General features: G+C 65.0%; 25 protein-coding genes and 2 pseudogenes. 14 read left to right on the top strand and 13 right to left on the bottom strand.

What is annotated here, in order from left to right; genetic code table 11:
• The 3 genes and pseudogenes from B8W69_RS28380 to B8W69_RS28370 all read left to right on the top strand — a co-directional run.
• A pseudogene (locus B8W69_RS28380) lies at positions 1–1,395 on the top strand (hypothetical protein); the annotation flags it as partial.
• A 186-nt stretch (positions 1,396–1,581) separates the two neighbouring features.
• Positions 1,582–1,767, top strand: coding sequence for a hypothetical protein (locus tag B8W69_RS28375; protein ID WP_085292998.1), 186 nt, complete (start codon positions 1,582–1,584; stop codon positions 1,765–1,767).
• 172 nt (positions 1,768–1,939) lie between these two features.
• Positions 1,940–2,155: a hypothetical protein gene (locus B8W69_RS28370; RefSeq protein ID WP_085292993.1), complete on the top strand. Its 216-nt coding sequence runs from the start codon at positions 1,940–1,942 to the stop codon at positions 2,153–2,155.
• A gap of 28 nt (positions 2,156–2,183) precedes the next feature.
• Here B8W69_RS28370 and B8W69_RS28365 read toward each other — a convergent pair whose 3' ends face one another.
• From B8W69_RS28365 to B8W69_RS30815, 6 genes are all read right to left on the bottom strand, one after another.
• Positions 2,184–4,196: a serine/threonine-protein kinase gene (locus B8W69_RS28365; RefSeq protein ID WP_085292992.1), complete on the bottom strand. Its 2,013-nt coding sequence runs from the start codon at positions 4,194–4,196 to the stop codon at positions 2,184–2,186.
• A gap of 7 nt (positions 4,197–4,203) precedes the next feature.
• On the bottom strand, positions 4,204–5,376 hold the full coding sequence (locus tag B8W69_RS28360) for a DUF7373 family lipoprotein (RefSeq protein ID WP_245843400.1): 1,173 nt from the start codon (positions 5,374–5,376) through the stop codon (positions 4,204–4,206).
• 32 nt (positions 5,377–5,408) lie between these two features.
• A complete protein-coding gene (locus tag B8W69_RS28355) occupies positions 5,409–6,701 on the bottom strand; it encodes a DUF7373 family lipoprotein (protein WP_245843399.1) in 1,293 nt (430 codons plus the stop codon).
• On the bottom strand, positions 6,698–7,087 hold the full coding sequence (locus B8W69_RS28350) for a hypothetical protein (protein WP_133058038.1): 390 nt from the start codon (positions 7,085–7,087) through the stop codon (positions 6,698–6,700). Before B8W69_RS28350 ends, B8W69_RS28355 begins: the two co-directional genes overlap by 4 nt.
• Positions 7,088–7,224: 137 nt before the next feature.
• Entirely contained in the window at positions 7,225–7,926 is a 702-nt protein-coding gene (locus B8W69_RS28345) for a sensor domain-containing protein (RefSeq protein ID WP_245843401.1), read from the bottom strand.
• 247 nt (positions 7,927–8,173) lie between these two features.
• Positions 8,174–8,866, bottom strand: a complete 693-nt coding sequence (locus tag B8W69_RS30815; protein ID WP_165762714.1) for a sensor domain-containing protein — start codon at positions 8,864–8,866, stop codon at positions 8,174–8,176.
• 685 nt (positions 8,867–9,551) lie between these two features.
• Here B8W69_RS30815 and B8W69_RS28335 point away from each other — a divergent pair.
• From B8W69_RS28335 to B8W69_RS28315, 5 genes are all read left to right on the top strand, one after another.
• On the top strand, positions 9,552–9,980 hold the full coding sequence (locus B8W69_RS28335; protein ID WP_085292986.1) for a WhiB family transcriptional regulator: 429 nt from the start codon (positions 9,552–9,554) through the stop codon (positions 9,978–9,980).
• A 9-nt stretch (positions 9,981–9,989) separates the two neighbouring features.
• Positions 9,990–10,769 carry a sensor domain-containing protein gene (locus tag B8W69_RS28330; RefSeq protein WP_085292985.1) on the top strand — a complete coding sequence of 260 codons (780 nt, stop codon included), beginning with the start codon at positions 9,990–9,992 and terminating at the stop codon, positions 10,767–10,769.
• Between the two features lie 345 nt (positions 10,770–11,114).
• Positions 11,115–11,366: a hypothetical protein gene (locus tag B8W69_RS31000; protein ID WP_181447507.1), complete on the top strand. Its 252-nt coding sequence runs from the start codon at positions 11,115–11,117 to the stop codon at positions 11,364–11,366.
• A 181-nt stretch (positions 11,367–11,547) separates the two neighbouring features.
• A complete protein-coding gene (locus B8W69_RS28320) occupies positions 11,548–13,143 on the top strand; it encodes a hypothetical protein (RefSeq protein ID WP_245843398.1) in 1,596 nt (531 codons plus the stop codon).
• Between the two features lie 83 nt (positions 13,144–13,226).
• A complete protein-coding gene (locus B8W69_RS28315) occupies positions 13,227–13,652 on the top strand; it encodes a hypothetical protein (RefSeq protein ID WP_133058036.1) in 426 nt (141 codons plus the stop codon).
• A gap of 80 nt (positions 13,653–13,732) precedes the next feature.
• On the opposite strand, the gene B8W69_RS28310 is transcribed toward B8W69_RS28315, so the two are convergent.
• Positions 13,733–14,809: a helix-turn-helix domain-containing protein gene (locus B8W69_RS28310; RefSeq protein WP_085292983.1), complete on the bottom strand. Its 1,077-nt coding sequence runs from the start codon at positions 14,807–14,809 to the stop codon at positions 13,733–13,735.
• Positions 14,810–15,224: 415 nt separating this feature from the next.
• Here B8W69_RS28310 and B8W69_RS31710 point away from each other — a divergent pair, with 415 nt between their 5' ends.
• The 3 genes from B8W69_RS31710 (at position 15,225) to B8W69_RS28295 (ending at position 17,116) form a co-directional block, all read left to right on the top strand.
• On the top strand, positions 15,225–15,791 hold the full coding sequence (locus B8W69_RS31710; protein ID WP_245843397.1) for a DUF4333 domain-containing protein: 567 nt from the start codon (positions 15,225–15,227) through the stop codon (positions 15,789–15,791).
• A 3-nt stretch (positions 15,792–15,794) separates the two neighbouring features.
• Entirely contained in the window at positions 15,795–16,190 is a 396-nt protein-coding gene (locus B8W69_RS28300; protein WP_085292982.1) for a hypothetical protein, read from the top strand.
• 257 nt (positions 16,191–16,447) lie between these two features.
• The gene (locus tag B8W69_RS28295; protein ID WP_133058035.1) at positions 16,448–17,116 is read left to right on the top strand and encodes a hypothetical protein; all 669 of its coding nucleotides are present in this window, start codon (positions 16,448–16,450) and stop codon (positions 17,114–17,116) included.
• A gap of 175 nt (positions 17,117–17,291) precedes the next feature.
• On the opposite strand, the gene B8W69_RS28290 is transcribed toward B8W69_RS28295, so the two are convergent.
• Positions 17,292–18,451 (bottom strand): IS3 family transposase gene (locus B8W69_RS28290; RefSeq protein WP_110882097.1). Its coding sequence is split into 2 segments (ribosomal slippage): positions 17,292–18,160 and positions 18,160–18,451, totalling 1,161 coding nucleotides; the frame shifts between segments, so codons are not numbered across the junction.
• Positions 18,452–18,526: 75 nt separating this feature from the next.
• Here B8W69_RS28290 and B8W69_RS28285 point away from each other — a divergent pair.
• Positions 18,527–19,046 (top strand): annotated as a pseudogene (locus tag B8W69_RS28285) (lipoprotein LppJ family protein).
• Between the two features lie 51 nt (positions 19,047–19,097).
• On the opposite strand, the gene B8W69_RS30810 reads toward B8W69_RS28285, so the two are convergent.
• Positions 19,098–19,658, bottom strand: a complete 561-nt coding sequence (locus tag B8W69_RS30810) for a sensor domain-containing protein (protein ID WP_165762713.1) — start codon at positions 19,656–19,658, stop codon at positions 19,098–19,100.
• A 16-nt stretch (positions 19,659–19,674) separates the two neighbouring features.
• Here B8W69_RS30810 and B8W69_RS30805 point away from each other — a divergent pair, with 16 nt between their 5' ends.
• Complete coding sequence (locus B8W69_RS30805; RefSeq protein ID WP_165762712.1) at positions 19,675–19,935, top strand: hypothetical protein; 261 nt, start codon at positions 19,675–19,677, stop codon at positions 19,933–19,935.
• Positions 19,936–20,322: 387 nt separating this feature from the next.
• Here B8W69_RS30805 and B8W69_RS28275 read toward each other — a convergent pair whose 3' ends face one another.
• From B8W69_RS28275 to B8W69_RS28260, 4 genes are all read right to left on the bottom strand, one after another.
• The gene (locus B8W69_RS28275; RefSeq protein WP_439330650.1) at positions 20,323–21,804 is read right to left on the bottom strand and encodes a neutral zinc metallopeptidase; all 1,482 of its coding nucleotides are present in this window, start codon (positions 21,802–21,804) and stop codon (positions 20,323–20,325) included.
• Between the two features lie 162 nt (positions 21,805–21,966).
• Entirely contained in the window at positions 21,967–22,878 is a 912-nt protein-coding gene (locus B8W69_RS31705) for a DUF4333 domain-containing protein (protein ID WP_245843395.1), read from the bottom strand.
• A gap of 108 nt (positions 22,879–22,986) precedes the next feature.
• Positions 22,987–24,429 carry a coiled-coil domain-containing protein gene (locus B8W69_RS28265; protein WP_085292978.1) on the bottom strand — a complete coding sequence of 481 codons (1,443 nt, stop codon included), beginning with the start codon at positions 24,427–24,429 and terminating at the stop codon, positions 22,987–22,989.
• Complete coding sequence (locus B8W69_RS28260; RefSeq protein WP_245843394.1) at positions 24,426–25,052, bottom strand: hypothetical protein; 627 nt, start codon at positions 25,050–25,052, stop codon at positions 24,426–24,428. Before B8W69_RS28260 ends, B8W69_RS28265 begins: the two co-directional genes overlap by 4 nt.
• A 158-nt stretch (positions 25,053–25,210) precedes the next feature.
• Here B8W69_RS28260 and B8W69_RS28255 point away from each other — a divergent pair, with 158 nt between their 5' ends.
• Positions 25,211–26,251: a phospholipase D-like domain-containing protein gene (locus B8W69_RS28255; protein WP_085292977.1), complete on the top strand. Its 1,041-nt coding sequence runs from the start codon at positions 25,211–25,213 to the stop codon at positions 26,249–26,251.
• Positions 26,252–26,323: the final 72 nt, after the last annotated feature.

Here is a 26,323-nt window from a genome sequence, read left to right as displayed (position 1 = left end):
CCCCCCCGGGCCGCCGACAACGACATCCCCGCGCTACGGGCCCGCCGCGACGCTGCCCACCACCGCGCCTGCCAGCTTGCCGACGCCATCCTCACCGGCGGTGGCGGGCCCGCCGAACAGGCCGCGGCCGCAGAACTGGCCGAGCTGTACCAACGGCTGGTCGAGCAACGCCCCTACCAGCAGGCCCTCGCCCAAGCGCATGCCCGCTGGGTGCACGCCGAAGACACCGCCGAACTGCATCACCAACTGCTCACCCAGCTTGCCGCCGCGATCACCGCGGCCACCGAGCGCGGCGAGCACGACGCCGCGGCCCGCTACCAGCAACACCACGCTCAGGTCAACGAACAAACCGACCGCGTCGCGGCCGCGGTGCACACCGCCCGCGAACGCCTCGAGGTTGCGCGCGCCGACCTCATCGACACCGCCGGCGGCCTGGCCGGCATCGTCACCGAACACCACCTGCATACGCGGCGCGCTGATGCCGTGCGCGCCGACACCGACACCCTCAACCTCGCCCGCCGGCGCGCCCGCGACCTTGATGACCAGCTCGCCCGCGCCGAAGCCGCCGCCGCCCGCTCGCTAACCCAAACCCCGACCCACACTTACGATCTGGGCGCCGACCTGGACCAACTTGCGGCCGAAGTCGACTTCCTTCACGCGGCCAGCGCGGCCAGCCCGGCCGCCCTCTACACACCCCCGCCGGGCGCCCTTGACGGCCTCGACGACGCGCATCGCCGCACCGTTAGCGCGCTGACCACCAACATTCACAGCGTCCAACTGCTCCACCTGCATCCCGGTGCCGACAACGCGGCCACCCTGAACGCCCTCGCAGACACGGCCCACCACCACAACAAGCACAGCGTTGCGTTGACCGGCACCGACATCGCCGCCGGGCGTGCCTACGCCGACACCACCACCAGCATCGACAACTACCGCGCCGACCTCACCGCCAAGCGCCATGCGCCACCACTGGGCAGCCTGATCATCGTCGATGACGCCGACACCCTCACCCCAGCGCAACTGCACTGGCTGGCGGATACCGCCGCGGCCACCAACACCAAACTCATACTGGTCACCACCCCCGGTAATCGAGAGCCCGGGCACACCCTGATCGCCGTCCTCACCAACAACCTGCCCCACACCCAACACCTCGGCACCGTCGACCCCGGGCGCAGCCAACCCCGCACCGCCATCGAGCGCGCCGAGCATTACCTTGCCGCCACCAACACACCCAGCCCCGACCGCAACCGCGCCATCGAACTGCTACAACAACGCCACCAAGTGGTTGCGCAGCTGCGCGACATCGCTGCCGCCGCACAGCGATTGGACTCCATCGCCGAACGCGACCGCAGCCGCGGCCGCAACCAGAACCGCGGCAGCGGCCTCGAACTGTAAACGGGCGCACCGTTGGGCGACGCGGGTTTTCCGCTTGCCGCTTGGAATCTCACCTTGCTGGCAATTCAGCGAGGAGAACGTGGCGACGGTAGTATCCCCATACGGTGGTCATCCCGGCGGGCGACGCAGCCCTTCTGCCGCAACCATCGAAATCTTCCGTCCTTCTCCATGTTTCGTGAGGTTGCTATGCGCGACGAACTCTTTTCTGGCTTCAGTGAAACCGGGTGGGATCAGGCTCCCTGGGACGTCGAACCGACATTCACTACTGACGAGTTGCAAATCCTTCTTAACCCCGCGCTATCGGTTGCCGAGGCCGCCGACCGCGTCGGATGTGTCGAACACGACGTTCGACGCTTGCGCCGGACGTCCTGAATCTCGCAGGGCGACAAGATGTGCCGACAGTGTGCTGGCTGGTCGCCGCATCACCGTCGGTACAGGCAATCGGCAGCTGCGGCGTGTTTAACCTCGCCGTGCTTGGTGAGACTGGCCCCCGGGCTGGGTACGCATAGATGGTCTGACCAGCACGCACGCAAGGAGAACACTGATGGGCAACGTCTACATCGAACCGCGACCCAAAGGCCGCGAAGGTGACGCTATCTCGCACTACGTCGTCGAAGACCACGCTGATAGCGAGCTTCACAGCGCCCCAACCCAGCAGGAAGCGATCGACTGGGCACGACAGCAGGGCCATTCACCGCTGGTCGCGCGCGTTCGACATCTCAGTGACAAAAAGAAGCCCGATCAGTGGCGGGCCGTCTAACGGCGGACTACACATCGTCGACAAGGCGCTAATGGATTTGGTTGGCGAGCTTGGTGACCAGTGCGGTGTTGAGGTAGCCGGTGGCCGCCGGGCCGCCGGTATTGAGGGCGGTGATGGTCGCGGGATCATCGACGATGATCAGGGTGCCGCCGAAACTGGTGTACTTGGCGGGCAAGCCGGCATATCCCCCGCCGCCGGCGGCGGGGTCGGTGCGTAAGAGCAGCATGACGTCGCTGCGTTGGCCGATGTAATCAACGTCGTTGATGTCGAACGGCACCTGCGGTGGCCCGCCGGGGCTGCGCTTGTAGTGGGCGTTGTAGGTGAAGCCGATGCTTTCCAGGTAGCTGCTCGGCGGCGAAGGCGTCGCGGCGGCCGTGGTCGTGGTGTCGGTGTAGTTGATCACGACCGCCGATTTGCCCAGAAAGCTGTGATGCTCGGAGCGGATCGTGTTCTGATCGGATTGCGCCTTATCGAGCAACGTCTTGGCGGCGTCGGTGCGGCCCAGCGCGGTGGCGATCCAGTTCAGTTGTGTCTGCCAGGTCCAGTCTTGGGTGTTGTCGGCGGGCTTGGTGAGCGTGGGTGCGATCGCGGCCAACGCGTTATAGGTGGTTTGATCGACGTCGCCGGTGTCGATGATGAGATCGGGTTTGGCTGCGGTGATGGCGCCGGTGTCGGCGGCAGCGAACACCGGTGGTGATGAGTGGATCAGCGGTTGCAGCCAGCTCGGTGCAGTGGCGTTGGCCGCGTTCATCAGCACGGGTTGGGCGCCAAGGGAGAGCACCGCATCGGGGTCACCTGGTCCCAGCGCGGCGATGGACACCGGGCGGCGCTCGAGTTTGAGGGCGCCGAATTTGGTGTTGAGAGTTTGAGGTTGGTAGGGGCCAAGGTCTCCGCTGGTGCGGCCGAACAGATGAATGCCTACCGCGGTCGCCGCAATCAGGCAGGCAACGAGAACCGTGGCTCCCACAATGAGGCGAATGCGTCTGCGGCGCGTGGCTTTAGGCGTGGAATCACGCGGGGCCGAAGGCGCCGGCGCTGAAGCAGGGGCGGCAAACTGTTGCGCCGCAGCACTGTGTGGAGGGACACCGCCGCCGCGCGGGTCATAGGCAGGCCAGACCGCCGGGCCGGGAGCTGGCGTTGCTGGGTAAGTCAGTGTGGGATTTGACGGGTATGTTGCGCGTGGCCCGGTGGTGGTCGGTGGAGCCGCCGCGTTGGCCAGCACGGCGGTGGTCGCGGCAGCCAGTGCGCCGGCGGTTTGGAAGCGCTGGTCGGGGTCTTTGGCCAAGGCGCGGGCAATCACGTCGTCGATCTCACGTGGTAAGGCGGGGTTGATTTCGGTGGCGTGCGGGACGGGCCGCATCAAGTGTCCCGCCAGCATCGCCGACAGCGAGTTGTCCTCGTAGGGGGTGCGGCTGGTCAGTAGTCGAAACAGGGCGCAGCCCAACGCATAAATATCGGTGCGGTGATCTGCAGGTCGGCCTTCGATGGTCTCCGGGGCGGCGTAGGCCGCGGTGCCGACCATCGAACCCGTCGCGGTCAAGGTGGTGGCATCATCGAGGGCACGGGCAATGCCGAAGTCGGCCAACAACACTCGCTCGTGGTCGCTGCCGGGTGAAGAGACCAAGAAGTTGCCGGGTTTGATGTCGCGGTGCAGCACCCGCCGTGAATGGGCGTAATCGAGGGCGGCGGCCACGTCGGTAATGATGCGCACAACGCGGGCCGGGGTGAGATTGGCCCGGGCCAAATCGTTGGCGGCGGTCCCTTCGACGTACTCCATGGCGATCCACAGGTGCCCGTCGGTTTCCCCCCTGTTGTAGACCCGAACGATATTCGGATGGTTCAGCGTCGCAGCCAGGTCGGCTTCGCGGGTGAAGCGGACCCGGAACTGGCGGTCCACCGACAGCTCCGAGGACAGGATTTTCAGCGCATCACTGCGCGGCAGCGTGGGGTGGCGAGCCAGATACACGGTGCCCATCCCGCCCGAGCCCAGCACGTTTTCGATGCGGTATCCGGCGATCACGGTTCCGACGGCAAGGGGCATTAGGGGCTCATTTCCCGGTCAGCATGCGGTATTGGGCGGCCATCATCTGATGCAGTGCGTGTTCTTGTTCGTTTTGCATCTGGTAGGCGTAGCGATCCGCGCGGGCCACACACCAATAGCCCAACGTTTCGTTGAAGCATTTCGCCTTGGGCATGCCGCTGATGCCGCCCACTTGTTGGGGACCGGTCATGTCGGCTACCAGGCGCGCCGCCGCGCCGGCGTCGGGAGTCTGGTAGACCCGGGTTTCTAGGACCCACGCAACCTGCTGCACGCCGGCCGATTTGAACAGCGCGGCGAGATGGACCGGGTCCTCGGGGGCCAGGTGCAGCGCCCCATGGGCGTCATAGATGCCGTCGCTGATCGATTCGTTCTCTGTTCTGGGCGCCACCGTGCGAGCCATCAGCCCATCGGGATCCAGCGGCAGTTGCGCCATCTGATCAGGTGGCGTGGGTTTGAATTTGTCGACCTGGGGTTGCTGTAAATCCAGTGTGGTCGCGATCATCTGGGCTGCCGTGTCAGCGTTGTCCCCCGATGTCGCTGCTTGCGCCAGCACGTATTGCCCGTGTGCGCTGAGTGCAGACACCGTGAAACGGGGCCCACCGGGTTCGGGGTAGTGCGCGGTCCAGGTGTAGCTCAGCCCAGTCGTTGCGGGGTACCGGGGAATCGCGAACGGTTGAGTGGGAACAGGTTTGGAGTCGAACGGCATCGTCAACGATGCGCCTTTGGCGGCCATGTCGGTGACTGCGGCGGTCGCATCGGCGGGGCTGGCGAGCTCCAACACAATGTTGAGCAGGTCCTTATAGGTGCCCTTGTCGGTGTGGCGGGCGCTGGAAAACCCTGCCAGCAAGTTGTGGCCGTTAAGGGCCTCGCCCAGTGGGGCGCCCAGCAGGGAGTTGACCGCGTCAACGTCCTTGACGACGCCAGATTCCAGTTGCGCGAAATCGATCAGGTCGGGGTTGACCTCCCAAGGGCCCACCACAGCGCTGGACAGGCGCCGCCCTTCTGCCCACCCGCCGCGCAGCGCGTCGCCGGCCGCGCCCAGCGCCGGGCGCGGAGTGGTGGGGAAGTTTCCAGCGTCGAGCAAGGCGAGATTGACCCCTTCTGCGCTGTTGGTTCCCGGGGCTTTGATCGCGTTGCCCGTGATCGTCGTGCTGCAGGCCACCGTAACCGCTGCTGCCACCGCGGCGAGGATCAACGTGTGTGCGCGCCGTGTCATGGCGTGGTCAGCATCAGGTATTGGGCGGCGATGATCTGGTGGGCCTCGACCTCTTGGGCGGCAGTGGCTTTGAAGGCGTAGCGCTCGGCGGTGGCGATGCACAGAAACCGCACCGCCCCCAAGTCGGTGCTGTCGGGCCCGCGGTCAAAGCAGCGCGCCGCCGGCAGCCCGTTGATGCCCGCAGCGGTGTGATATCCCAAGAACGGCACATCCATACGGACAAGCCCATCGGCGGCACGCTGGGCGCCGGTGGTATCGACGGCCTCATAGACGGTGGCGCGGTCGGCGGCGACGCGAGCAATGCCGGCGTCGTCGTACATGGCTTGGCTGGCCACCGGGTCGGACCGAAAATGTAGCGAACCGTGCGGCGGGTAGACCGCGGCCTGGTTGACGCTGGGGTCGGTGGCCGGCACGGTGCGCGCCAGCAGCCCGGTCGGGTCAAGGGGCAAGGTGGCCAACTGGTCTAACGGTGTGGCTTGGAAGTGATCAGCCGAAGGGCCCTGCAGGTCCAGGGTTTTGGCGATCATGTCGGCGGCGGCCGCGGCGCTTTCCTTGGAGCCGGCGAATTGGAAGAACACATACGGTCCGTGGGCTGTGAATGATTCGGCTTCAAATCCTCCCGAGAGCGCGGCCACGTCAGCAACCGTGTTCGGATAACGCGGGATGGGTAGCCGGGTGGCCCAGACGCCGCCGGGGCGCACGGTGCCCAGGTCGGCAGCGCCCATTGCGGCCGCGGCGTCGGCAGCCTCTTGCTGACTGGGGAAGCGAAATACCCCGTTGTCCAGGATCTTCGGGTTGTCGGCGCCGGCCTGTCCTTTCGGCGGGGGCGGGGTGGCGCGCCCGCTGACAAAACCGGCAACGAAGTGATGCGCGGCGGCGATCGTGGTGATCGTCTCGCCGCGCACCAGCGCCGAGAGCCGGCCCGGGTCGGGAAGGGCGGTCGTGGGAGCGATCTCGGCGTTGGTTGGGCTGATCAGCGCCGCGTCGACCTGCCACGGCCCGGTGACCATGTCGGCCATCCGCTGAGCTTCCACCCGACGCCCGCCGGCGTCGTCGGAGACGTTGCCCAACGGCGCCCGGGGACGGCGTGGATAGTTGCCGGGGTCCAGTAGCGCGACGGTAGCCGCCGCCGGTGCGGGGCCGCCGGACTTCACCGCATTGCCGGCCACCACAGACGAGCAGCCGCTGCCCAGTGCGATCACCGCGGTGAGCAGGGCGATCACTAGCCCAGCTGCCCGGAGTGCGTGCACACCGGCGGGATAAACCGGGGATGGTTGTGTGGTTCTCACCGGGATTGTTCCTGACTGCGCGCTGACTCTCTCTTGCGCGTGTTGGCCGTTTTGCCCGACCAGCGGCGCAATGCCATGCGGTCGACGAAGATGACGTCGGCCGCCCGCCGCTCGGAAACAGCCTTGTCGGCGACCGACATCACCGCCAGCTGCCGCACTCGAGCGGCAAGCCGTTTCTCCTTTTCGCGAATTCGGTGCCATTCGGCTCCCTCGGCGTCCAGATCAGCGCCGTCGTTGAGATAGTCGAGTGCGGCGTCGATGGCGCATTGCTGCAAGTCAGAGTTGTCCGGGTAGAGCAGCGCGGCATCGCGCGCGGCACGTTGCAGACGCGCTCGTTGGGCGGCGGTGAGCTGGCGGGCACGCGGTTGACTCATCGCCGCCGCCACTAACTCATTCGGCGATCCGCTGGGATCGGTTGCGCTGTGCGTGCCCATCCCTTCGCCTCTTTTCTGGTGGTCTCGCTGTAGGTCGCGTTCGGTGGCTGGAACCAGACCTGGAAATGGTAGCCGGTGCTACCAGCAGGTCAGGCGCGATCGGCAATTTTGTTCAACATCTGCCGAGCAACATCGCTGGCGCTATGCCCCGGCGCGGGTGCCGTGTCACGGAAGTAGGTGATGGAGACCTCGACGATGCAGTTGTCCCGAACGCCCAGCGCGCGTTCCTCGCGAAGCGAGATGGTCTGGTCGTGGTTCGTCACGGTGGCTTGCACGACAGATGCGTCGGCGCGCACGTCGGTGATCTCGTAGTGCTCATTGACGCCGGTATCTACCCGTGCGCCAACACATCTGCGCCACTGTTCGGTGAATTTCGCGAACATTCCATCAGCAGCGGGCATTGTCGGCAGCGCGACCACACCCTCCTCGAGGTCGATCACTGTCGGATCGCGATCGGCGTGTGAATCCCACCAGAGTTCGTGCGCGACGTTGAGCACCTGAGCGCTGGTGTAGACCTCACCCATGAGGATGTGGGTTAGCCCCGCGCAATCGCTTTGTTTGGAACCCGGCCAGTCCCAGAACAGCTCCCCGGGGCCGCCGAACGCCTGCGTTCGGTCGATGACGAATGACTGACCAAACACATGTGAGAGCTCGGTATCAGTCAGCATCGTGTCCTTGATGACTTCACCGGTCAGGGGGCGGGGTTTGAGGTTCGGCCCGGCGCGTACCACACCGTGGACGACCTCGGTGCACCCGGCCGCCAGCGTGATCAACGCCGCCCACACCAACACCTGCAAGAGCCGAATTATGTTGGGCACAAACCTCATCCGGGTCATTGCCTTGCCTTTCGTGTTGGTGATGCCTGGCCGCCGCGATGTGATTGCGTGTGCTTTCCGGTGATGTGCGCGCGGTGTGCACCTTCTCATGCCCAATGCCTGTCGGGTTGCTTTCACCTGGGGTGATGCTATTTGTGTTGTTCCCTGGCGCGCGGCACAGCCGACGACGCGGATGCAGGTTATTGATTACCTGGTGGTGGTGTCAGCGTGCGGTGACGCGGTCGGCCATTCGGGTGGCGATCGCGATGGCCTGATCGGTGCGATTGAAACCGCAGCTGTTCACGTCGGTGACAACGTTGTTGCGTGCGGTAAGTGCCCGCTGGCATTGCCAGCCCTCGGCGCCTTCCTGGGTGCTGATGACGCTGACCATTCCGCCGTGATTGGCGACGGTGCCTATCATCCAGATCCCGTCGTGAAGGGCCGGGTCGGGATGCAGGATGGCGCCGTTGCATTTCGCCCAGGCCTGGGCTTGCTTGGCGACAAAGTCATTGGCCGCGTTGGCGGTGGAGTAATAGATCGCTCCGTCATCGACGATGTTCTCCATCAAGCGCGGGTCTGACACCGCTTGGATCCGCACCGCGACATAGCCGCTGTTGTCGAGCTCTCTTTGCAGTGCCACATTGTGGACGCCGCCGCACTCAGGGTGATCGTTGTCCCCGCCAGAGAAGGCTTTCGTGTCATTCTGCAACACGTCTTCCCTGGGGACGAGATTAGTGGCGCCCAGCATGCTGTTGAGGGTCGCCACATCCAGCAACACGCTCGGCAGCGCAGAAAGCGGCATCGTTGCGGCGGGTGCGGTGCTGGGACTGGCCGAGGATGACGTGCTACTCGAGGCCGGAGTTGCACTGATTTTCACATCGGAGGGTCCATCGGAGCCGCTGGCGAAGTTGATCACAAGACCAGCGCACACGGCGGTAGCCACGACTGCGGCCCCCACCGTCATCCACGCCACTGGCAGCCGGCGCCGGATCCGCGTCTGCGGGGACGGCGACGGACAGTAGCCGGGCGGGGCCCCCCACCCCGGCATTCCCGGTGGCGGCGGTGTCGGGGTTGGACCCGCAAAACCGACAGGCCGTCGGGGCAACACCGTAGTGATCTCCTCGCCCGGGCCAGGGCCGAACGCCGGCCGTTGGCCAGGTTGGTAGGCATCGAGCACGGCGGGTTGGGGGCTAGGGGGAACCGCAGCGCATTGCGGCACCACATGTGATGTCGGGGCGTCAGGCGCCGCGTTCATGAGCGGCATAACGGGCTGGTCAGGCATGGAGTGTCCTCCAGGGATAGGTGACTGCGGGTCGGCAGGGTAGGTCGCTGCGGTGGCGGCGACCCTCATCAGGGCCTCGCGGGCTGCTGGCGAAGCCGCCAGCGACGAGCGCGTTCATCTGCATGCCCCACATTGAAGCACAGCATAAAACACAGCGCAATGTTTCAAAACATTGCGCCGCTGTGTTTTTATTGCTAGCGTCTGCGTCATCCCCCCACGGGACCGGGCACCAAGACCCACGAACGCGCGACGTCGTTCAGACCCACGGCCCGGGCCGATCACGACCGCACGAGCTACCCAAAGACGAAAGGACGCCCCGATGACAACCGCGCCCACTCCTCCCAGCGATAGCCGGTCAGTCGCACGATTGTTTGCGTCTTTCCAGCTGCCCGCTGACGTGCGGCTATTCCACACGAACCAAGACTTGGCCTGCCGGCACGACCCCGAGCTGTTCTTCGATGCTCGCCGCCGACACCGCGCGATCAAGCGGTGCGCCGAATGCCCGTTTTTGGGCCGCTGCGGCTACAACGCGGTCGCCACCGGCGCCACCCACGGCGTGTGGGGCGGAGTGATCCTGCCCGGTGACTACCCGCAGGACCTCAAACCCGTCTACGCATTCCTGGCCGCCCAGTTCGAGCAGCGCCGCCACGCCGAGATCGGCGATATTCCAGTGGCCCCGCTCCCGCAACCCACCAGTCGCACCGAGACCCGCGACGAACCCCTCACCTTTCGCGCCGGCGCCGCATAGGAGATCGCCATGAGCACCGTCCTGTCAGAACATTCCGCGATCGTCGGCGACACCGCCACCCCACGGCCCACATCGTCCGCCCTGAGGGTCACGGTGCGCTGGGGCATCCTCACCGCACTGGCCTTAGCTCTGTTGCTGACCGGCTGCACCGCCACCACCACCGGGCACCCCGCCGTCGCGCCCGACCTGGGCCGCTGGCAACCACCGGCGATCTTGCCCCAACACCTCGCCGATCTGCTGCTCAAAGAGAACGACGTCAACACCATCGCGCACACCACCGCAATGGCGGTACGCAAGCCGGTCACGCGAATGTGGCACGACGAGGACATGGTGTCCAACCCCAATTGCCTGGACGCCTACCAACCGGCCGAAGCCGCTGTCTACCAAGGAAGTAACTGGACCGCGCTGCAAGGCCAGATACTTGATGACGCGGCACCTGTTGCGCCCGAGCACGCACTGATACAGGCCGTGATTGGCTTTCGTGACGCCGATTCAGCCCAGCAATTCTTCAGCCAAGCGAAAACACGCTGGTCTGGCTGCGCCAACCAGTCCATCACCGTCACCGTGCCCGGCCATGCCCCCATCACCTGGACTTTCGGCGAGCCGCACAGCACCGACACCACAATGGCCGCAACCCAAACCCAGTCAGCCCGCCGCGGCCCCACCTGTCAACGCGCCATGGGAATAGCCAACAACGTCATCAGCGACGCTCTGTGGTGCGGATTCGACACCACGACCCAAGCAAGCGACATCGTGGCCAAAACCACCGCTGGGATCACTCAAACCTGAGTCCGGCCCAACGACCTGCGTAACCGCTCACCACGATCGGTGGGCCAAGCCCAATTCACCTCAAGATTCCTGAAATCCGACTTCCACACCCCTCAGGGAGCGACTATGTCTTGGCCCAATGCCAGCCAGCAGCCATCCGGGCACCCCCAGCCTTACGGGCAGCAGCACCCATACCCCGCTAACGCGCAGCCGTATCCCCCTGCGGCGCAGCCCTACTACCCGACATCACAGCCCTATCCTCCGCACCGGCAGCCATTTCACAGCCCGCCACCCTGGCTGCCGCAGTCCGCCTCGCAACCTCTGTTCCGGGTACGCATCAGAAAACACACCGGCGCGATCATTCTCATGTTCAACCAGACCTACACCGTCACAGGGACTTTCGCTCAATGCGAAGCCGCGCTGCGCAATGCTTTGCTGCACAATCTGCTCGCCGGTTGGTGGAGCGTCGCATCGGTCTTAATCTGGAACTGGGTCACCTTGCTGGAAAACCACAGTGCGCGAAAGCATCTGCACCGCCAAGCCGCCCAGGCCCCCACCACCCAGGGCGTTGCCTGGCGGCAACCTCCTGCGCCACCCAACCCCACGACCAATACCTAACGGGGCTTGGCCCCAGCCCGACGAGGCATGTCGTTGGTCGCCGTGGGTTTGGGGGCTCCGGTCGGGCGGGGTGAGACCGTGACCGGTGGACCGGTCCGGTGTATGAACCGCATAGTGCGGTTGGTTGGCCTGAACTGGCCGCCCGTCCGATCGGAGCCCGATGATGACCGTAACGCGATCCGTGGCTGATGTCTTGACCGAGCACGTGCAATTTGAGGTCGAGTGCATCGACCGCATGTTCTGCAACGTCTACGTGCCGGGGTTGCAGTTCGCCCGGGGCTTGGTCGGTTACGTGCATCGGCAGTTGGGGTTGCCGATCGCTTCGACCGCCCCGCTGGCCAAGATCACCGAGGCGTTCGATAAGGCGGTGCACCGGTTTGCCCGCGACAACACGATCGCGTGGGTGGACTTCGCCAAGGGACAGCGCAAAGATGACATCGCCCACGAGCATCTGGCGCGGTTCACCGGCGCCGAGGGGGTGTTGTTCGTGGGCCGCGCGCAGGAGAAGACCAAGCTGTTTCGCACCGAGAAGCGACGCGACGCCAATGGCGATACCTACCCGTGGATCGTGAAGACGACCGGCCTGGTCAACCAGTTCTACTTTTACTGCGTCGATGAGGACTTCGGCCCGTTCTTCCTCAAGTTCTGCTCGTATTTCCCGTATAACGCCAAGCTGTGTATCAACGGCAACCATTGGGCTCAGCGCCAAGCGGCCAAGGCTGGCATCGCGTTCACGGAGCTCGATAACGGCTTTGCCGCAGTAGACGACGTGGTCGGGCTGCAGCAGATCTGCGACCGGCTCGGCGAAGAGCAGATCGATGCGCTGCTGCGCAAGTGGCTGGCCATCCTGCCGCATCCGTTTGCTGCCGCGGATCGAGCCGCGGGCTACCGCTACGAGCTCTCGATCCTGCAAGCCGAGTTCTCGCTGACCCAGATGCTGGACAAACCGGTGGCGGGCCGGATGTTTTTCGAACAGGTCATCCGCGACAACCTCGACATTGGCCGCCCCGACCAGGTCACCTTGGTCTTCGGCCGCCGCCTGATGCGCTCCGGGTCACACCGCACACCGGGTCCGTTTCGCACCCGGGTGATCACCGAGGGTGTGACACCGAGCCTGCATGTGGACTACAAGCACACCCGCATCAAGCAGTACCACAAGGAAGGAAAAGCGCTACGCACCGAAACCACCGTCAATGACACCACCGACTTTTCGATCGGCAAACGGCTGACTAATCTGCCCGCGCTGCGGGAGATCGGCTTTTCGGCCAACCGGCGTCTACTGCACGTCCAACGACTCAGCCACGACCCGATCACCGGCGCCGACGCGCTGGCCACCATCACCGGCGCTATCACCACCGCCACCGGCGTCCGCATCCCCGGACTACGGCTGGGCCAACGGCGCAGCCACGCCCTGCTGCAGGCACTGCTGACGTTTGGCTGCCAGCCCAACGGCTTCACCAACCGCGATCTGCGCGCGCTCACCACCGAGCTGCGCGGACTAGCGCCCGCAGCGCTGACCGCCGGACAAATCACCTATGACCTGCGCCGACTCAAATCCCGCGGCCTGATCACCCGCATCCCGCACAGCCACCGCTACACGGTGACCGTCCACGGCCTGCACACCGCCCACCTGCTGACCTGCCTGCACGACCGATTCCTGCCCACCGGCCTGGCGCACCTCGCCGACCACACCGACGCGCCAGCACTGCGGGCAGCGTCTCGAGCCTACAACGAGGCCATCGAAACCCTCAGCCGCACAACACTACTCGCGGCATGAAGCAAACCACCTGACTCAACACGTCAAAACTTGACTCAAAATTCCGGCTCCACCGGATCTAGCCAAGCTAGCTGCGTGGTCGCATGTCTAGTTCACCCAGCCACCCGGTGGGCCGCCTTGCCTTCGGCGCTCTGTGCCTGATGTTCATCGTGCTGATGTGCGGAGCATGCCTGGTCGCCTACCAAGATCTGACTGGGCCACACTGCGACGGACACGCCATGGGTCCAGCCGACACCTGCTCGGTCCTGACCTCCCGCGGCTACCGATCGGTGAGAACAATCGAGAAGTTGAACCCGACGGGCACACCTCCAGCGGTGCTGACACCGCCGGTCAACTGGCATGCGACACAGAAGAATACCCGCACAGAGGTGTACTCGCCGGCGGGCATGCGGGATGTTCACCGCACCTCTGGCTACGCCATGGTGGGATTCGCGTTGCTGATGTCAGCGATATTGGCCGCATGGGCTTACAAGGCCTCGCGGGCCCGAGCGCGCCCAGCCGCTGAATGAGTATTCGCCGATCGTGACCGGGTGGCGTTGGCGGTCTGATGCCATCCACCGGGTTGGGCGGCGCCTCTCAAGCGCCGGCGTCAAGTGATCATCAACTCGGCGATGAGGTTCTCGATCGCTTCGGCGACCTCGGGCGCGATGGTGCGCTCGGCTTCGGCATCGGCAAGCACTGCTGAGGGCAGTCCGGCGCCGATCGCGGCCTCCTCCAGGCTTAGCTCTGCCCTGTGTCGGGCGCCGTACAGCCGCTGGCCCAACGTGGCCGTCGGCGAGCCCGCGGCCCGCATCATCACATCGTTGTAGCTGCGCCGCACACTGCTTAATGCCTTCATGGCCTCAGCGCCGCCCGTGGCGTGGCGCGCAGCATTCGATGCCAGCCCCTCGAGCTTGCGCAGGTCAGCCAGGATAGTGGTGGCTTTGGAGGTGAAGTCCGGGGCTGTTGGCTCAGGTAAGTCGGCGATGGCCGTGCTCAGGGTTTGCATGGCTAATTCGACCGTCCGCGCCATCATCGGCGCCTGAATAGTGTCGGTCAACACCTCGGTCGCCTCGTCGCTGCCGGGCTCAGCCGTGGGGGGCGCCAGAGCCGCGCCGTGCCGGAGGGCCGTGATGTAGCCATTGGGCCACTGCAAGGCTTCTTCCAGCTTTTCCAACGTTTTTGGACGTGGCCAGCTGTCACCTTTCTCGAACTTGATCAAGGTGCTCGCGTTGAGAATCCTGCGGCGGTCGATTTCGCGTTGGGAGATCCCCAGCTGGACGCGGCGTTCCGCGACCGCACGGCCGGCACGCACGACACCGGGGTCTTTTTGGCCGTCCCACGACGGATATTCGAGCTGAGCTGGCCTCAACGCCTGGGTCGACTCATCGTGTGTGACGTCTGGGGAAAGGGTCACTGCCACCCCATCAGGCGCCCCGAGATGAAGGGTCATGGCGCCGGTAATGAATACCGCGCTGCGCGGTATCCCGTCAACGAACATGCCGTTGGTACTGGCGTCGATCGCCTGCCAGCCTTCCGGGTGCGGTTCCAGGCGAACATGGCGGCGCGAGACCCGCTCATCATCGACGCCGACCGCCGCCCCGGCGTCTCTGCCGATGAAGGCCACCCCGGCCGCAGGGTCAAGCGCGTGCTCCACCCGACCGACCCGCACCGTCAGCATGGGCATGCTCGTCCGTTGGCTGGCTGTCAATTGTCGCTCCCGCTCCCAATACTCCGCGATGCTCGCGCGCTACTGCTGTGCTAAAAAACAAAGCGCTCGGTTCAGATGCTACATGCTCTGGCCGTGCGTCTGCCATGGAACCATGGCACCGCACCACTTTCGTGAGTGACCGCATTCAGGTATCCACAGGCGCCTCAGCAGATGCCGACGGGCATATTTGTGCAGGTTAACAAGGGTATCGCCCGTCTCATAGCCCGTGTGGTGTCGGCAGTGTTCGGCGAGTGTCGGAGGCTTAGCCGCCCGGTAGCGACTCACGCTGTGTTTTAAACCATTGCGCTATGCTTAGTGCTAGGGTTACGCTCTCGGTACTGGACGATGGGGGCCATCCCGTTCCCCACCGCCAGAACCAGAGAGGTCCGCCATGCGACACCTGCAGACGCCCGCGCCGGCACCGCGCTACCCCCACGCACCGGGCAGGCCGCCGGTCGGGCCCGCCCCCGGGCCGCCGATGCAAACCCTGTACCGCCCGCAACCCTTTCCACCGCCCGTCCAGCACGGGCCGGCGCCCTACTCGCACCACTACCTGCCCCACGGGGGCCCCTGGCAGCCAGCCCCTTTCATTCCACGTACTCCGCGGGCCGGTCTGCGCGACCGACGTCTGCCGCTGTGCCTGGGAGCCGCGCTCACCGTGATCACCGCGGCTGTGCTCATCGCGGGATTCTGGGCGCCGGGCTTTTTCGTCACCAAACAACTCGACGTCACCGCGGTTCAGACCGACGTCACCCACGTCCTATCGGACCCAAACAGTTACGGCGCCAAGAACGTCAGCGACGTCTCCTGCAACGACGGACACAACCCCACCATCATCAAGGGCGGTACCTTCACCTGCCAGGTCACCATCGACCACATCAAACACCAGTTCGTGGTCACCTTCACCGATGACGCGGGTAGCTATGAGATCAGCGCGCCGAAAGGAACGAAGGTCTAAGACATGGCACTCGATTACCTGGACGCGGACACACAGTTGGCCCCGGTCTCCGGCCCGCCCAGGTCGCCCAAGCGCAACGCGTTGGGGGCAGGCCTGGCACTGCTGGGGGTGGCGGTTCTGTCTCTAATTGTCTTGCTGTTGTTCAACGTGTTGGGTAACTGGGTATTCGCGGTCAAGCTCGAAGAAGGTGTATTCCCATCGAATTCGGACAGTGTCGTGCGTTCGGGCCGACTTTCGGTCCTCACCGCGACCGCGCTGATTTCCGTCGCGACTGGCCTGGCGGCAAGTAGCATCGCGGTGCGCCCGCACCCCTTTGTGCAGCTGGTGGCGGCGCTCACCTTAGTGGTTCTCATCCCCGCGCTATTGCTTGTATGGCTCTGCTACGGCCTGGTTTTCTAAGCCGTGGGTGCCCACGAGCAGCGGCGATGTGACCGGGCCGACCGACGGGCAGGTCTCACAGCTGGCGTGTCATCGCTGCATGGCCCATGCGCGTGGCATCACTGGCGGCCCAAGGCCACCGGCTCCTCCAAAACGCGAACCGTCGAACCGCGAGGATGGCGCGAGATGAGTCTGCAGAACAGTAACTTTCAGTGCCCAGCACGGCGGGCGCGTAACGATTGCCACCCCGGCTGGTCAACCGCGAGGAGCGCACCAACATGCGTGCCGTTGTGATTGTCGCCAGCGCCGGCGCTGTGCTGATCGGCACGGCAACAACACTGGCCTGCCAGCCTAAGCCGGCATGTTGTCGCAGCCCCGTGCCCGCGGCGATCCCGGCGGTGAACTTCAACGATTTTCACCCGGTGAACACTGCTGACTTCCACACCTATGAGGACTATGGGTGGAACGGCGTTCAGTTCACCACGACAAGTGGTGTCCGGTGCCGGATCTACGACGGGCCGCATTCATTTCAGTACGCGGCAGGCATCGACTGCTGGGGCGCACTGCCTGGGGTGGCACCCAACGTGAATTTCGCCAAGGTTTCAATGTGGCCGTACGACAAGGAATCCCTGACTCCGTACACCAGCGGACCGGTCCCCGAAAACACGGTGTTCTCAGTGTTCAACCACGCCGACGTGGGCGCCGAAGAAACCTATATGGACGGCCCGACGCAACGAAAGACCGTAGAGCCCAGTAGCTATCACTTGCTGGCGCCTGGGCAGAAGATCGTAGTTCCGGGCGGCCGCCCAGGTGGCCCCGACATCAACGAGGCGGTGTGCGCCGTGGGCGCCGATCATTTGGTGGCCTGCGAGATCCGGAACGCGGAATTCGATCACGGTCTGACTCACGGCTTTCGGTTTTCGCAGCGCGGCAGTCAGGTGTACTGACCTCACTCCTTGAGCGCCCCCTCGCCACCGCTGTCGCCGCCCGGCGTTGACCGCAGGGCGTCGCCAGGATCTACCGGCAACGTCGGTGGGACGCCTAACACTACCTGTAAGGAGCACCGGTGCCGATGCTTCGAAGGGACTGCCCCGAGTTCAGTTGACTCGTGGGGTGTGATTTTCAGGCCGCGGTTGCGACCAGTGTGTGGAGCAGTTCGAACTCTATCGGGGTGAGCCTGCCGAGTGCGCGTTGTCGGCGGCGTCGGTGGTAGGTCCGCTCAATCCACGACACGATCGCAAGGCGCAGTTCGGCTCGGGTGGTCCAGCGTCGCCGGTCGAGCACGTTGCGTTGGAGAAGGGCGAAGAACGACTCCATGGCAGCGTTGTCCCCGCACGCACCAACGCGACCCATCGATCCGTGTAATCCGTTGTGCGACAGTGCATGGACGAAGTTTCGCGAGCGAAATTGACTACCCCTGTCCGAATGAACGATCGTCGCGGCAGGTGAACGCAGCGCCACGGCGTGATCCAGGGCGGCCACTGCCAGCGAGGACTTCATCCGCGAGTCCATCGAGTAACCCACGATCCGGTTGGAATAGACGTCTTTGATGGCGCAGAGGTAGAGCTTGCCTTCATCGGTGCGATGTTCGGTGATGTCGGCCAGCCAGACCTGGTTGGCGGATTGGGCGCTGAACTGACGGTGCACGAGGTCGTCGTGGACCGGTGGCCCCGATCGACGGTTCAGTCCTCGCTTCTTGGCGGAGATCGACCAGATGCGCTCTTGGGAACACAACCGTGCGACACGGTTCTCGCTGGCGGAGATCCCGCGCCCGGGAAGTTCGTCGGCGATGAATCGGTAGCCGAATGCGGGGTCGTCGGCATGGATGTCGCGGGCGGCGTTGATCAGGTGCGCATCGTCCCAATCTCGCTGTGATACAGGTGCTTTGCGCCATTTGTAGAACGCCTGGGTGGAGAATCCCAGGACCCGGCAGGTCACCGTGACAGGCACGCCGTCATCGGCAAGGTCGAGGACCAGCGGGTACATCATTTTGGGTTGGCATCCCGGGACAGGTAGCCGACCGCGCGACGCATCACTTCAGCCTCCTGCTCGAGGAGCTTGATCCGCTTATGCGCCTCGCGCAGCTGCGCCGACACATCACCAGAGGCCGCCGCAGACGCCGGCCGGTTGGCACCGTCCTCGCGGTCGGCGATCTTGAGCCAGCGATGCAGGCAGGCCTCCGAGATCCCGAAGTCCTGCGCGATCTGGCGCAACGGCGCCTCACCCTTGCGGGCCACGGCGATGACATCGGCTCGGAACTCGGCGGGAAACGGCTTGGGCACGAGGTTGATCCTTCCAGCAAGGACGAATCCTCACAGGTCAGGAGTCAACCAAACCGGGGGCAGTCCCGAACACTGATGGCGGTAGTGATCGCGGCCATGCTGGTAGGCGGGTGCGCACCCGTACTACGTAAGCCACATGGCAACGGATCGACTAACCCGTATGAAGATTCAACACACCCGATGAGCGACGATCAGACCCGAGCGCAAGTGACCCGAGCAGGCCAAACAAATCGTCGCCGCCGCAAACTTGAACGGGGTCAGCGGGGAATTCTCGTTCGCCTCCTGCAACGACCAGGGCGACCCGCCGTATCAGGGCATCGTCACGCTTAGCTTTCTGATCCACGCCGACCCCGACATGTATTTCCAACACGTACGGGCAGCGATGATCGCGCACGGCTGGAACAACGGGGCGCCACCCGGACAGCGCTACCACGGTGCCACCCTGACTAGGGATGGCGTGACCGCCAGCATCACCTTCATGGCCTCCGACCACAATTACGGCCAGATCGTTGTCAACGGCGAATGCCGAAACACAGCTCACCACAAGGGCGACGGTCAATGGCTCAACATCACCGACCAGCTGGCCGCGCCATGAAACAAGGTAAGCCTTTTCACCCACCAGCGCCGCCTCGCGGTGCTGGGGCGGCTATGGGTGGCGTGTGATGTTGTCATTGATTGCACGGACCAGCATGACACCCGCGGTGATGGTGTTTTGCCCACACGCGCGAACATCCACAACGACGTTGCGCCGCACCGCCATCGCGCGCTCGCATTCACTATCTTTGTGTTGGCTCGCCCCGGCTGGCAGCAACACCGTGTTGGCGATACCTTCGCTGTCGCTGACGATGGTAATCGTGGCGTGGTCGTCCGGTTGGCCGCCGGGAAAGGACACGGTGACATCGGTAAGTCGGCACCCCCGCCACGCCGATAGCTGCTGGGCGTAAAAGTGCTGCGCCGCAGCCTCATCGGGAAAGGCAGCCGCCGCCTGGATCACCTTATGACGTCCTGGACTGGCTTCCATAAGACCTTGGACCGCCACACCGGTATACCCCGACCCGGTGTAGGTGCTTGCCAGCGCGGGCGCCACTGCGCTCGCGCACTTGGCCGGGTCTATCGACGCATCTGAGGCAAGCGACGTGGACACCTCACGGGGGTTCATCTGCACGTCGTGGAGGACGTTGCCGACCTGTTCGGCAGACGCTAACAAGCTCGGCAATGCTGCGGTGTCTAGCGGCGGCGCCGCTGGCGGGGCGCCCGGTGACGAGGAAGTCGGGGCTGGCCTGACCGGGGCAGCAGCGCGCATGGAAGACGGCGTCGCCGAATTTGATGACGTCTTGGAATCGCTGCTGCCCAACACCACCAGGGTGACCACCAGCACCGTCGCCGCCACAGCGACCGCACCCGCGACCCACCATGGCCAACGCCGACGTCGCGGCGACGGCGGGTATCCGGCGGGCGGGCTTCCCACGGCCCCGGGCGGGTAGGGATATGGCGGTTGACCCGGTGGCCCCTGCCAGGGTGGGCCTGCAGGCGGCGGACCCTGCCAGGGCGGGGCCGGCCGCTGCAAAGGACCCTGCCACGCGGCGCCAGCGGGCCCCTGCGGCGGTGGGCCTTGTGGTGCGCCTGGCGATCCGCCCGGGGGAGGCTGCGGCGTCGGGTACTGGCGCGAACCCGTCTGCGGCAGGTTCATCGTCGTCTCATCGGCCTCGCCGGGCCCCCAATCGGTGCTCATCTTGCTAAGCCTGCCTCAACACCGCGAAATGCTTAGTGGGATTGCGCATTAAACGCCACAAATAGGAAGGTCGAGACGGCGTTTGCCCTCGATGCGGGGCAGCCCCGCCCTTGGCGGCCGCCGACTGTTACGGCGCTTGTTAGGCGTCGGCGAAGCGTTGGTAACACAAGTCATCGTTGCTGCTGACGACGCCCGAGCGAAACGCGGTGATCCGGGTAAATCCGGCGGGCACGGTCTGCCCGTTGACGTCGCTGGCCACCAATTGGTTGGTGAGCAGTCCCGCAACGGCCTTATCAAGGTCACCTGCGGTCAGAGTCAAAGCGTTGCCCGACGGCACCGACAGCGGGCTGGCCATTTTGCGGTGCGCCACCCCGGTCAGACACGCGGTCCGCAGTGCGCTCGCCGGCGAATCGAGCTTGAGGCCGCGTTCGCGTTGCACCGCAAGGACATACCGCGACATCACGACCGACATGGCGGTGTCATCGCCTTGAATCAACACATGGCCGGACTGCTCATCAGCAGGTGCGCCCATCTTCTGCAGCGCAGCCAGATCAACGACGATGGTGTTGGTTGCCGGACAATAAGACGCGGGCGGGCGGGCCTGGGCGTCAGCGCAACCGCTGGCGCTATAGGCCAGGTGCGGAGGACTTTTCGGGGCAAAGACCGCCCCGAGGGTGTCCATCAGCGACGACATGGTCTGCTCGTTGATCGGCACCTCCCCCGTCTCCAGCCGACCTGATTGGTCGTAGCTCAGCGCGATCGGCAAGTCCCCCCGTCGCTGCTTAACCTCGTTCTCATCGATCACGGCACAGGCCGACGCCCCGGACACGAATCCCATCTGGAAAGCGCTGACCCGGTCGAGTGCGGTGCCGTGACCTTCTTCGATCAACGCCTGATCTTGCGGAGTCAAGATCGGGTCGCGAATTGTCATCAGGCCGGCCAACACGTGATCGAGCCCGTCACCGGTACTAAGGGTGAAGCGCGTCGATTTTCCCTCGGCTACCCAGCGCATGTAGACCCCGCCAAAGCAGTCCGCCTGCTGTTCGCGCACGATCGTCGAGGTGTCCTCGTGGACGATGTTGGCCATGTTCTGAATAGCGTGGCCGTATTCATGGGCGAAGATACCGGTGACCGGCATCGGCCCAAAGTAGGTCTTGCCAGTGGGGGTCAGCACGCCGCGGTCCCACGCAATCAGGTTGCAGCGCGGCGAGAACAGCGCGTTGACCAGTTTGTAAGTTCGTTGATGGCACACGACCGGGCCGGCTGGATCCTCGGAGTCATAAGAGATGAGGTCCTCGACGGGCTTAAAGTCGCCCCTGAACGATTTGCTGTAGTTGGATTGCCAAAAATCCTGAATGTCGTTGATCGACAGCAATACCAGCTTGTCCTCGTCTCCATGGTTGGTGTTCTTCACCGTGCCCGTCGGTTGCGGCGCGTCGCTGCGCGGGCCGCTGGGCCCGTCGATCGCCGGAAGGCCCCCCACGTGAAAAGGGTCATACAGCATGGATGAACCGTGCGCTTTGACGACGGTGGTGCATCCGGTGGCCAAACCGATCACGACGACGACACTCAACACGGTCGCCGCGGCGGCTGCGCTACGAAACCGTCCAGTCACGTGCACCTCTTTTTTCAAACTTCGTGCTCATGGGTGAATTAACGCGGCACCAGCCAAGGGTCGGCCTAAGAATACGGTCTCGGCGGACCAAACTCGGTGTGTTTCTCGCGCTTGAGCTGGCGCCTCTTGCGCCCGCAGCTGCTTGTGCTCGCGGGCTTATCCTCGTCGTTAGTCGGGGCGGCCGACCTCGAAATTGCCATTGTTGTCCAGAAAAGTGGCGGTGACCCGTCGAGAAGCGCCGTCCACGCTGACCTGGCAGGTGAAACTGCTGCCTTGCTTTATCGTGACATTTTCACCGTTGTTGCATTTGACATCCGCCACGTTCTTATCTGCATAGCCCGTGACGTCGTCCGTCAACACACGCTGGATTTCCGATTGGGCAGCCTGCACGTCGAGCTTCTTCGTCAACAACAGGTCGGGATCAGACAACCCAATAACCAAACCTGCTGCCAGCGCGACAGCAGCCAAACCCACCCCACCCCACAACAGAGCCGCAGACTGCGTGGATCGCCGGCGGCCTGTGGGCGGTACCGGACCAAAGGGTGGAGCTGCGTACGGCGCTGCCGGCGGATACCCGTACGGGTTGGCCTGACCATACGGGAACGGTTGAGGCGCGAAACCGGACTGAGCGACACTTTGCGGCGACGGAAGGGGCTGGCCAGACGGCGGCAAGCTTGACGCCGGGCTGGAGTCGTGGCGCTGCGATGACGGCTGCCCAGCTGGCGCACCTGATCCCGGGCGGAGGACGGGTTTGTGGTAGACGGTTCGCTCGCCCTGGTCATCGGAAGTCGACTGGGCTAGCTCACCGCGCGGGGCTGCGTCGGGGTTGACGTCATCGTTACTGCGTTGTGGCGCTTTCGGTGTGGGTGCCACCAGGGTTCGTTCTGGATCGTCAACCACGGGCTTTTTGTTCACCACGACGGTGGTCTCTTCATCGGCGTGCGACTCGCGGGGCACGACGATGGTGCGCTCTGGATCCTCAGGCGTTGCTGCAGAGCCGGATTGGGCGCCACCGTCACCCCCAGGTGCCAATGAGCCTGAGGTGCTGGTGGTTTCGCCGTCGTCGGGTTTATGCGTCATGATGCTCGCCCGCAGTCGTCGCTACCCAGCGGACAAGGTGCCTGGTGTGCCCAGTGTGCATCGCGCGCTCCATCTGCGAGTCAAGGTTTATGCTGGCCGCGATCGACATCAGCGGGACCGCCACGGATGAGCGTCGAGCATCGCGGTCACCAGCTCAATCACCCCGGCATCGGTGCGACCTTCGCGGGCCAGCTGCTCGGTTGCCGCCGCGATTCGGGCAAGAAGCCCGCCATAGGCGCGGGTGGCGGCTTCGACGTAGGTGCGCGCGGCATCGGTGCCTTGCGCCGACAAGGCCCGCAAGTGCTCGGAGAGATCGCCGGCTTGGTGCTGCACCGTGGCCACCAGGGCGCCCACCGCCTCTGCATCGACCGGTCTGGTGTCGCCGCTCAGAGCTGTCTCGAGCGCGAGGTCAAGATCGCGCACGGTGGCTAGGACATCTTCGACGTAGCCGGTGTGGCCCCGTATTTCTGCCGCCGGAATGGGAACGCTCAACAACACCCCGCCGGCTCGGCTGTCCACCTGGGCTTGCGCGGCTTGAGCGCGAGCCCGCGCCGCCTCGGTCTGGGCCGCGTACAAAGACGCCAACGCTTGCTCCGTCTGCTCGCGCGCCGCTTCCACCTCGGCCGCGCATTCGGCGCGGACCTGCTCGATTTCCTCGCGCGCAGAGGCGATGGCGTCGTCGGCTTCTGCGCGGGCCCGAGCAAGCGCAGCGCGGGCGGTCGAAACCTCACCGTCGGCCTGGCCACGCGCGGCCGCCACCTCGGCCGCAGCCAGCGCCCGTACTCGTTCGAGCTCCCCGCGTAACTCTTCCAAATCGTGCTGAGCGGTTCTGCGCTCCTCAGCGCGCTCTGTCATGCGCGCTTCGGCGCGCTCGTCAGCCGCGCGGGCCTGCTCGGCGGCCGCTGCCACCTCGGCGCTCGCATCGGCGCGTACCCGCTCGAGCTCGCTGCGGAGTTCTTCTAGGGCACGCTGAGCTGTCGCGCGCTCCTCGGTCCGCTCGGCGGCACGTTCTTCGGCGCGCTCGTCAGCGGCGCGGGTCTGCTCGTGGGCAGCGGCGACCTCGGCGGCGGCGTTGGCGCGTACCCGCTCCAATTCGCTACGTAACTCTTCGGCAGCCTGTTGGGCACTGCGCAGTTCGGCGGCGTGCTCGGCAGCCTGACGCGCGGCTGCGCTCTCGGCCGCCCGGGCCTGCTCGCGGGCTTGCGCGGCGGCCTGGGCGGACTGTTCGGCCTCGGCGCGGGCCATCTGTGCGGCCGCGTGAGCGTCACTCTTGTCCTGTTCGGCCTGGCGCGCCTGGTGCTCTGCCACCGCCCGCAGGTGGTCCGCCTCGACGAGCTGCATCGCCGGTGAAAGCCGTTTTGGTGCCGGCCCACTCCGGTTGCGGTGTTCGATCAGCTCGCCTTCGCTCATCGCGGCCACCGCGGCCAACTGCGCCGGCGCGGGCTTGCCAAGCCGCTGGGCAGCATCGACCGCGGCCGTCGCGGCCTGCTTGGTCACCGCCGCCCATCGGTCGATGTCGAGTTCTTCGATGTGCTGACGCAGATGTGTCATTGACGGCGTCGCCTGCCCTGAGCTGCGGCCACCGCTTTGGCGGGCCGGGGGCGCGGGGTATCGCCACCTTGCGCCGGTGAGCCCGATGACTGCACGGTCTCCTTCGGACCGGAGGGAGCGTCAGCGAGCGTGGGCTCAGCTGAGGCCGAGGGGGCGGACGGCTCGGACGCCACGCTGCCCTGCTGGGCCAACACCTGCGAAAACTGGCTCAAATAGACCGTCACCGCGCCCGTCAGCGTGGCGTCACCGAGACTCTCGGCGTCGCGTAACAAACCCCGCAACAGCTCTAGAGCCAGTTCTGGCCCCAAACCCACCGTGGCGCCTCGGCTGGCCGCCGGCTCTATCCCCGCCGTTTCCACTACCCACACCAGCCGCTGCCAGCATCGGTCCACCGCGGTGTTGTGTTGCTCGGCCTCACGAATTTGACGGTTGTGGCTCTCTTGCCGCTTGGATGCGCGCCAGAAGCCAATCAGGATCAGCGCAGCCAACAACAGTGCCGCAAGCAACGCCGCAGCGCCCCCGAACCCAGCTGAGGTGAGGAACTCGCGGGCCGGCGGCAGCGCAGGCATCCGCTCAGGCACGAGGACCACCGAATCCACTGGTGGGGCCACAGGCATCGACATGGAAAAACCATACCGACCTGTCAGGGCCTGGCGCGACGCTCACGATGATTTGCTCGGCGGGCGTCGCACAACCCCGCCAGCACCGCTAGGTTCGATTCAAATATCACTTTGGCCCCGACAGTCGTTGTGCTGCAACCGATACGAGTGAAAAGGATCCAGTGAAAAGCTGCGCCCACACCTCGCCTGCGTGGCGGTGCCTCGTCTCGGTGGCCACCGCGGCGGCACTGCTGACCGGGTGCAGCTCACCGGCTTGGCGCACCGGCAACCCACCGCCGCCGGCGTTGAACGCTACCCACGGCGTCTACCGTCTGGTCCAGGAGCCCGAAGCAGGCTACGCGGCCATCCTCGGGATCATCGGCCAGGCGCGCCGAACCCTGCGCATGACGATGTATGAGCTGGCCGATTCCGCCGCGCTCAGCGCGCTCGTCGACGCCCACCGCAGGGGCGTAGACACCAAGATCATTCTCGACGCCGCATTCGACGGCCGCCAAACCAACACGGCCGCCTACGACCAGCTCAAAGCAGCCGGCATCGACGTACGATGGGCGCCCGCGGCCACCATCTTCCACCAAAAGACACTGACCGCCGATGACACCGAAACCGCAATCGGCACAGCCAATCTCGTGGCCAAGTACTACCCGTCTAGCCGCGACGCCTGGGTACTTGACACCGACCCAGCCGACATTGCCGCCATCACCGCCACCGTCGACGCCGACTATGCCACCGCCGCAACGGGCCGCCCAGCACCAGGCGTGCCAAGCCCCCACCTGATCTGGTCACCTGACGCTCGCGCCGCCTTTCTACGGCAACTCGACACCGCCGGTCACAGCATCGAACTGACCACCGAAGAACTCAAAGACCGCGCCATCGTGGGGGCCTTGACCAAAGCCGCCCACCGTGGCGTCACCTGCCGCATCGTGCTGACCGCCAACACGGCCACCGTCCACACCGTCGATGAACTCACTGCCGCCGGATGCAAGGCCCATCAATACCCCGCCGACCGCAAGCATCTGTATATCCACGAGAAAATGATCCTGATCGACAGGACTGTCCTCATCATCGGCAGCCAAAACCTGTCCACCACAAGCCTTCTGGAAAACCGCGAAGTGTCCTTGCTGCTCACCAACCAGACCGCCAAGCCGGTCATCGACGCCGTGGCAGCCACCTTCGACAACGACTACCGCCAGTCCACGCCGTAGGGTCCCGCCAGGCCGCGGACGCATAATGGTGTGGTGCAGCGCATTCCCTTCCCCCCAGCCCCCATGCTGGCC

The organism is Mycolicibacterium vulneris, from assembly GCF_002104765.1.
In the GTDB taxonomy this organism is placed as follows: domain Bacteria; phylum Actinomycetota; class Actinomycetes; order Mycobacteriales; family Mycobacteriaceae; genus Mycobacterium; species Mycobacterium vulneris.
Note: the sequence above shows the minus strand (reverse complement) of the source record. Positions and strands in the feature narration are given on the sequence as shown.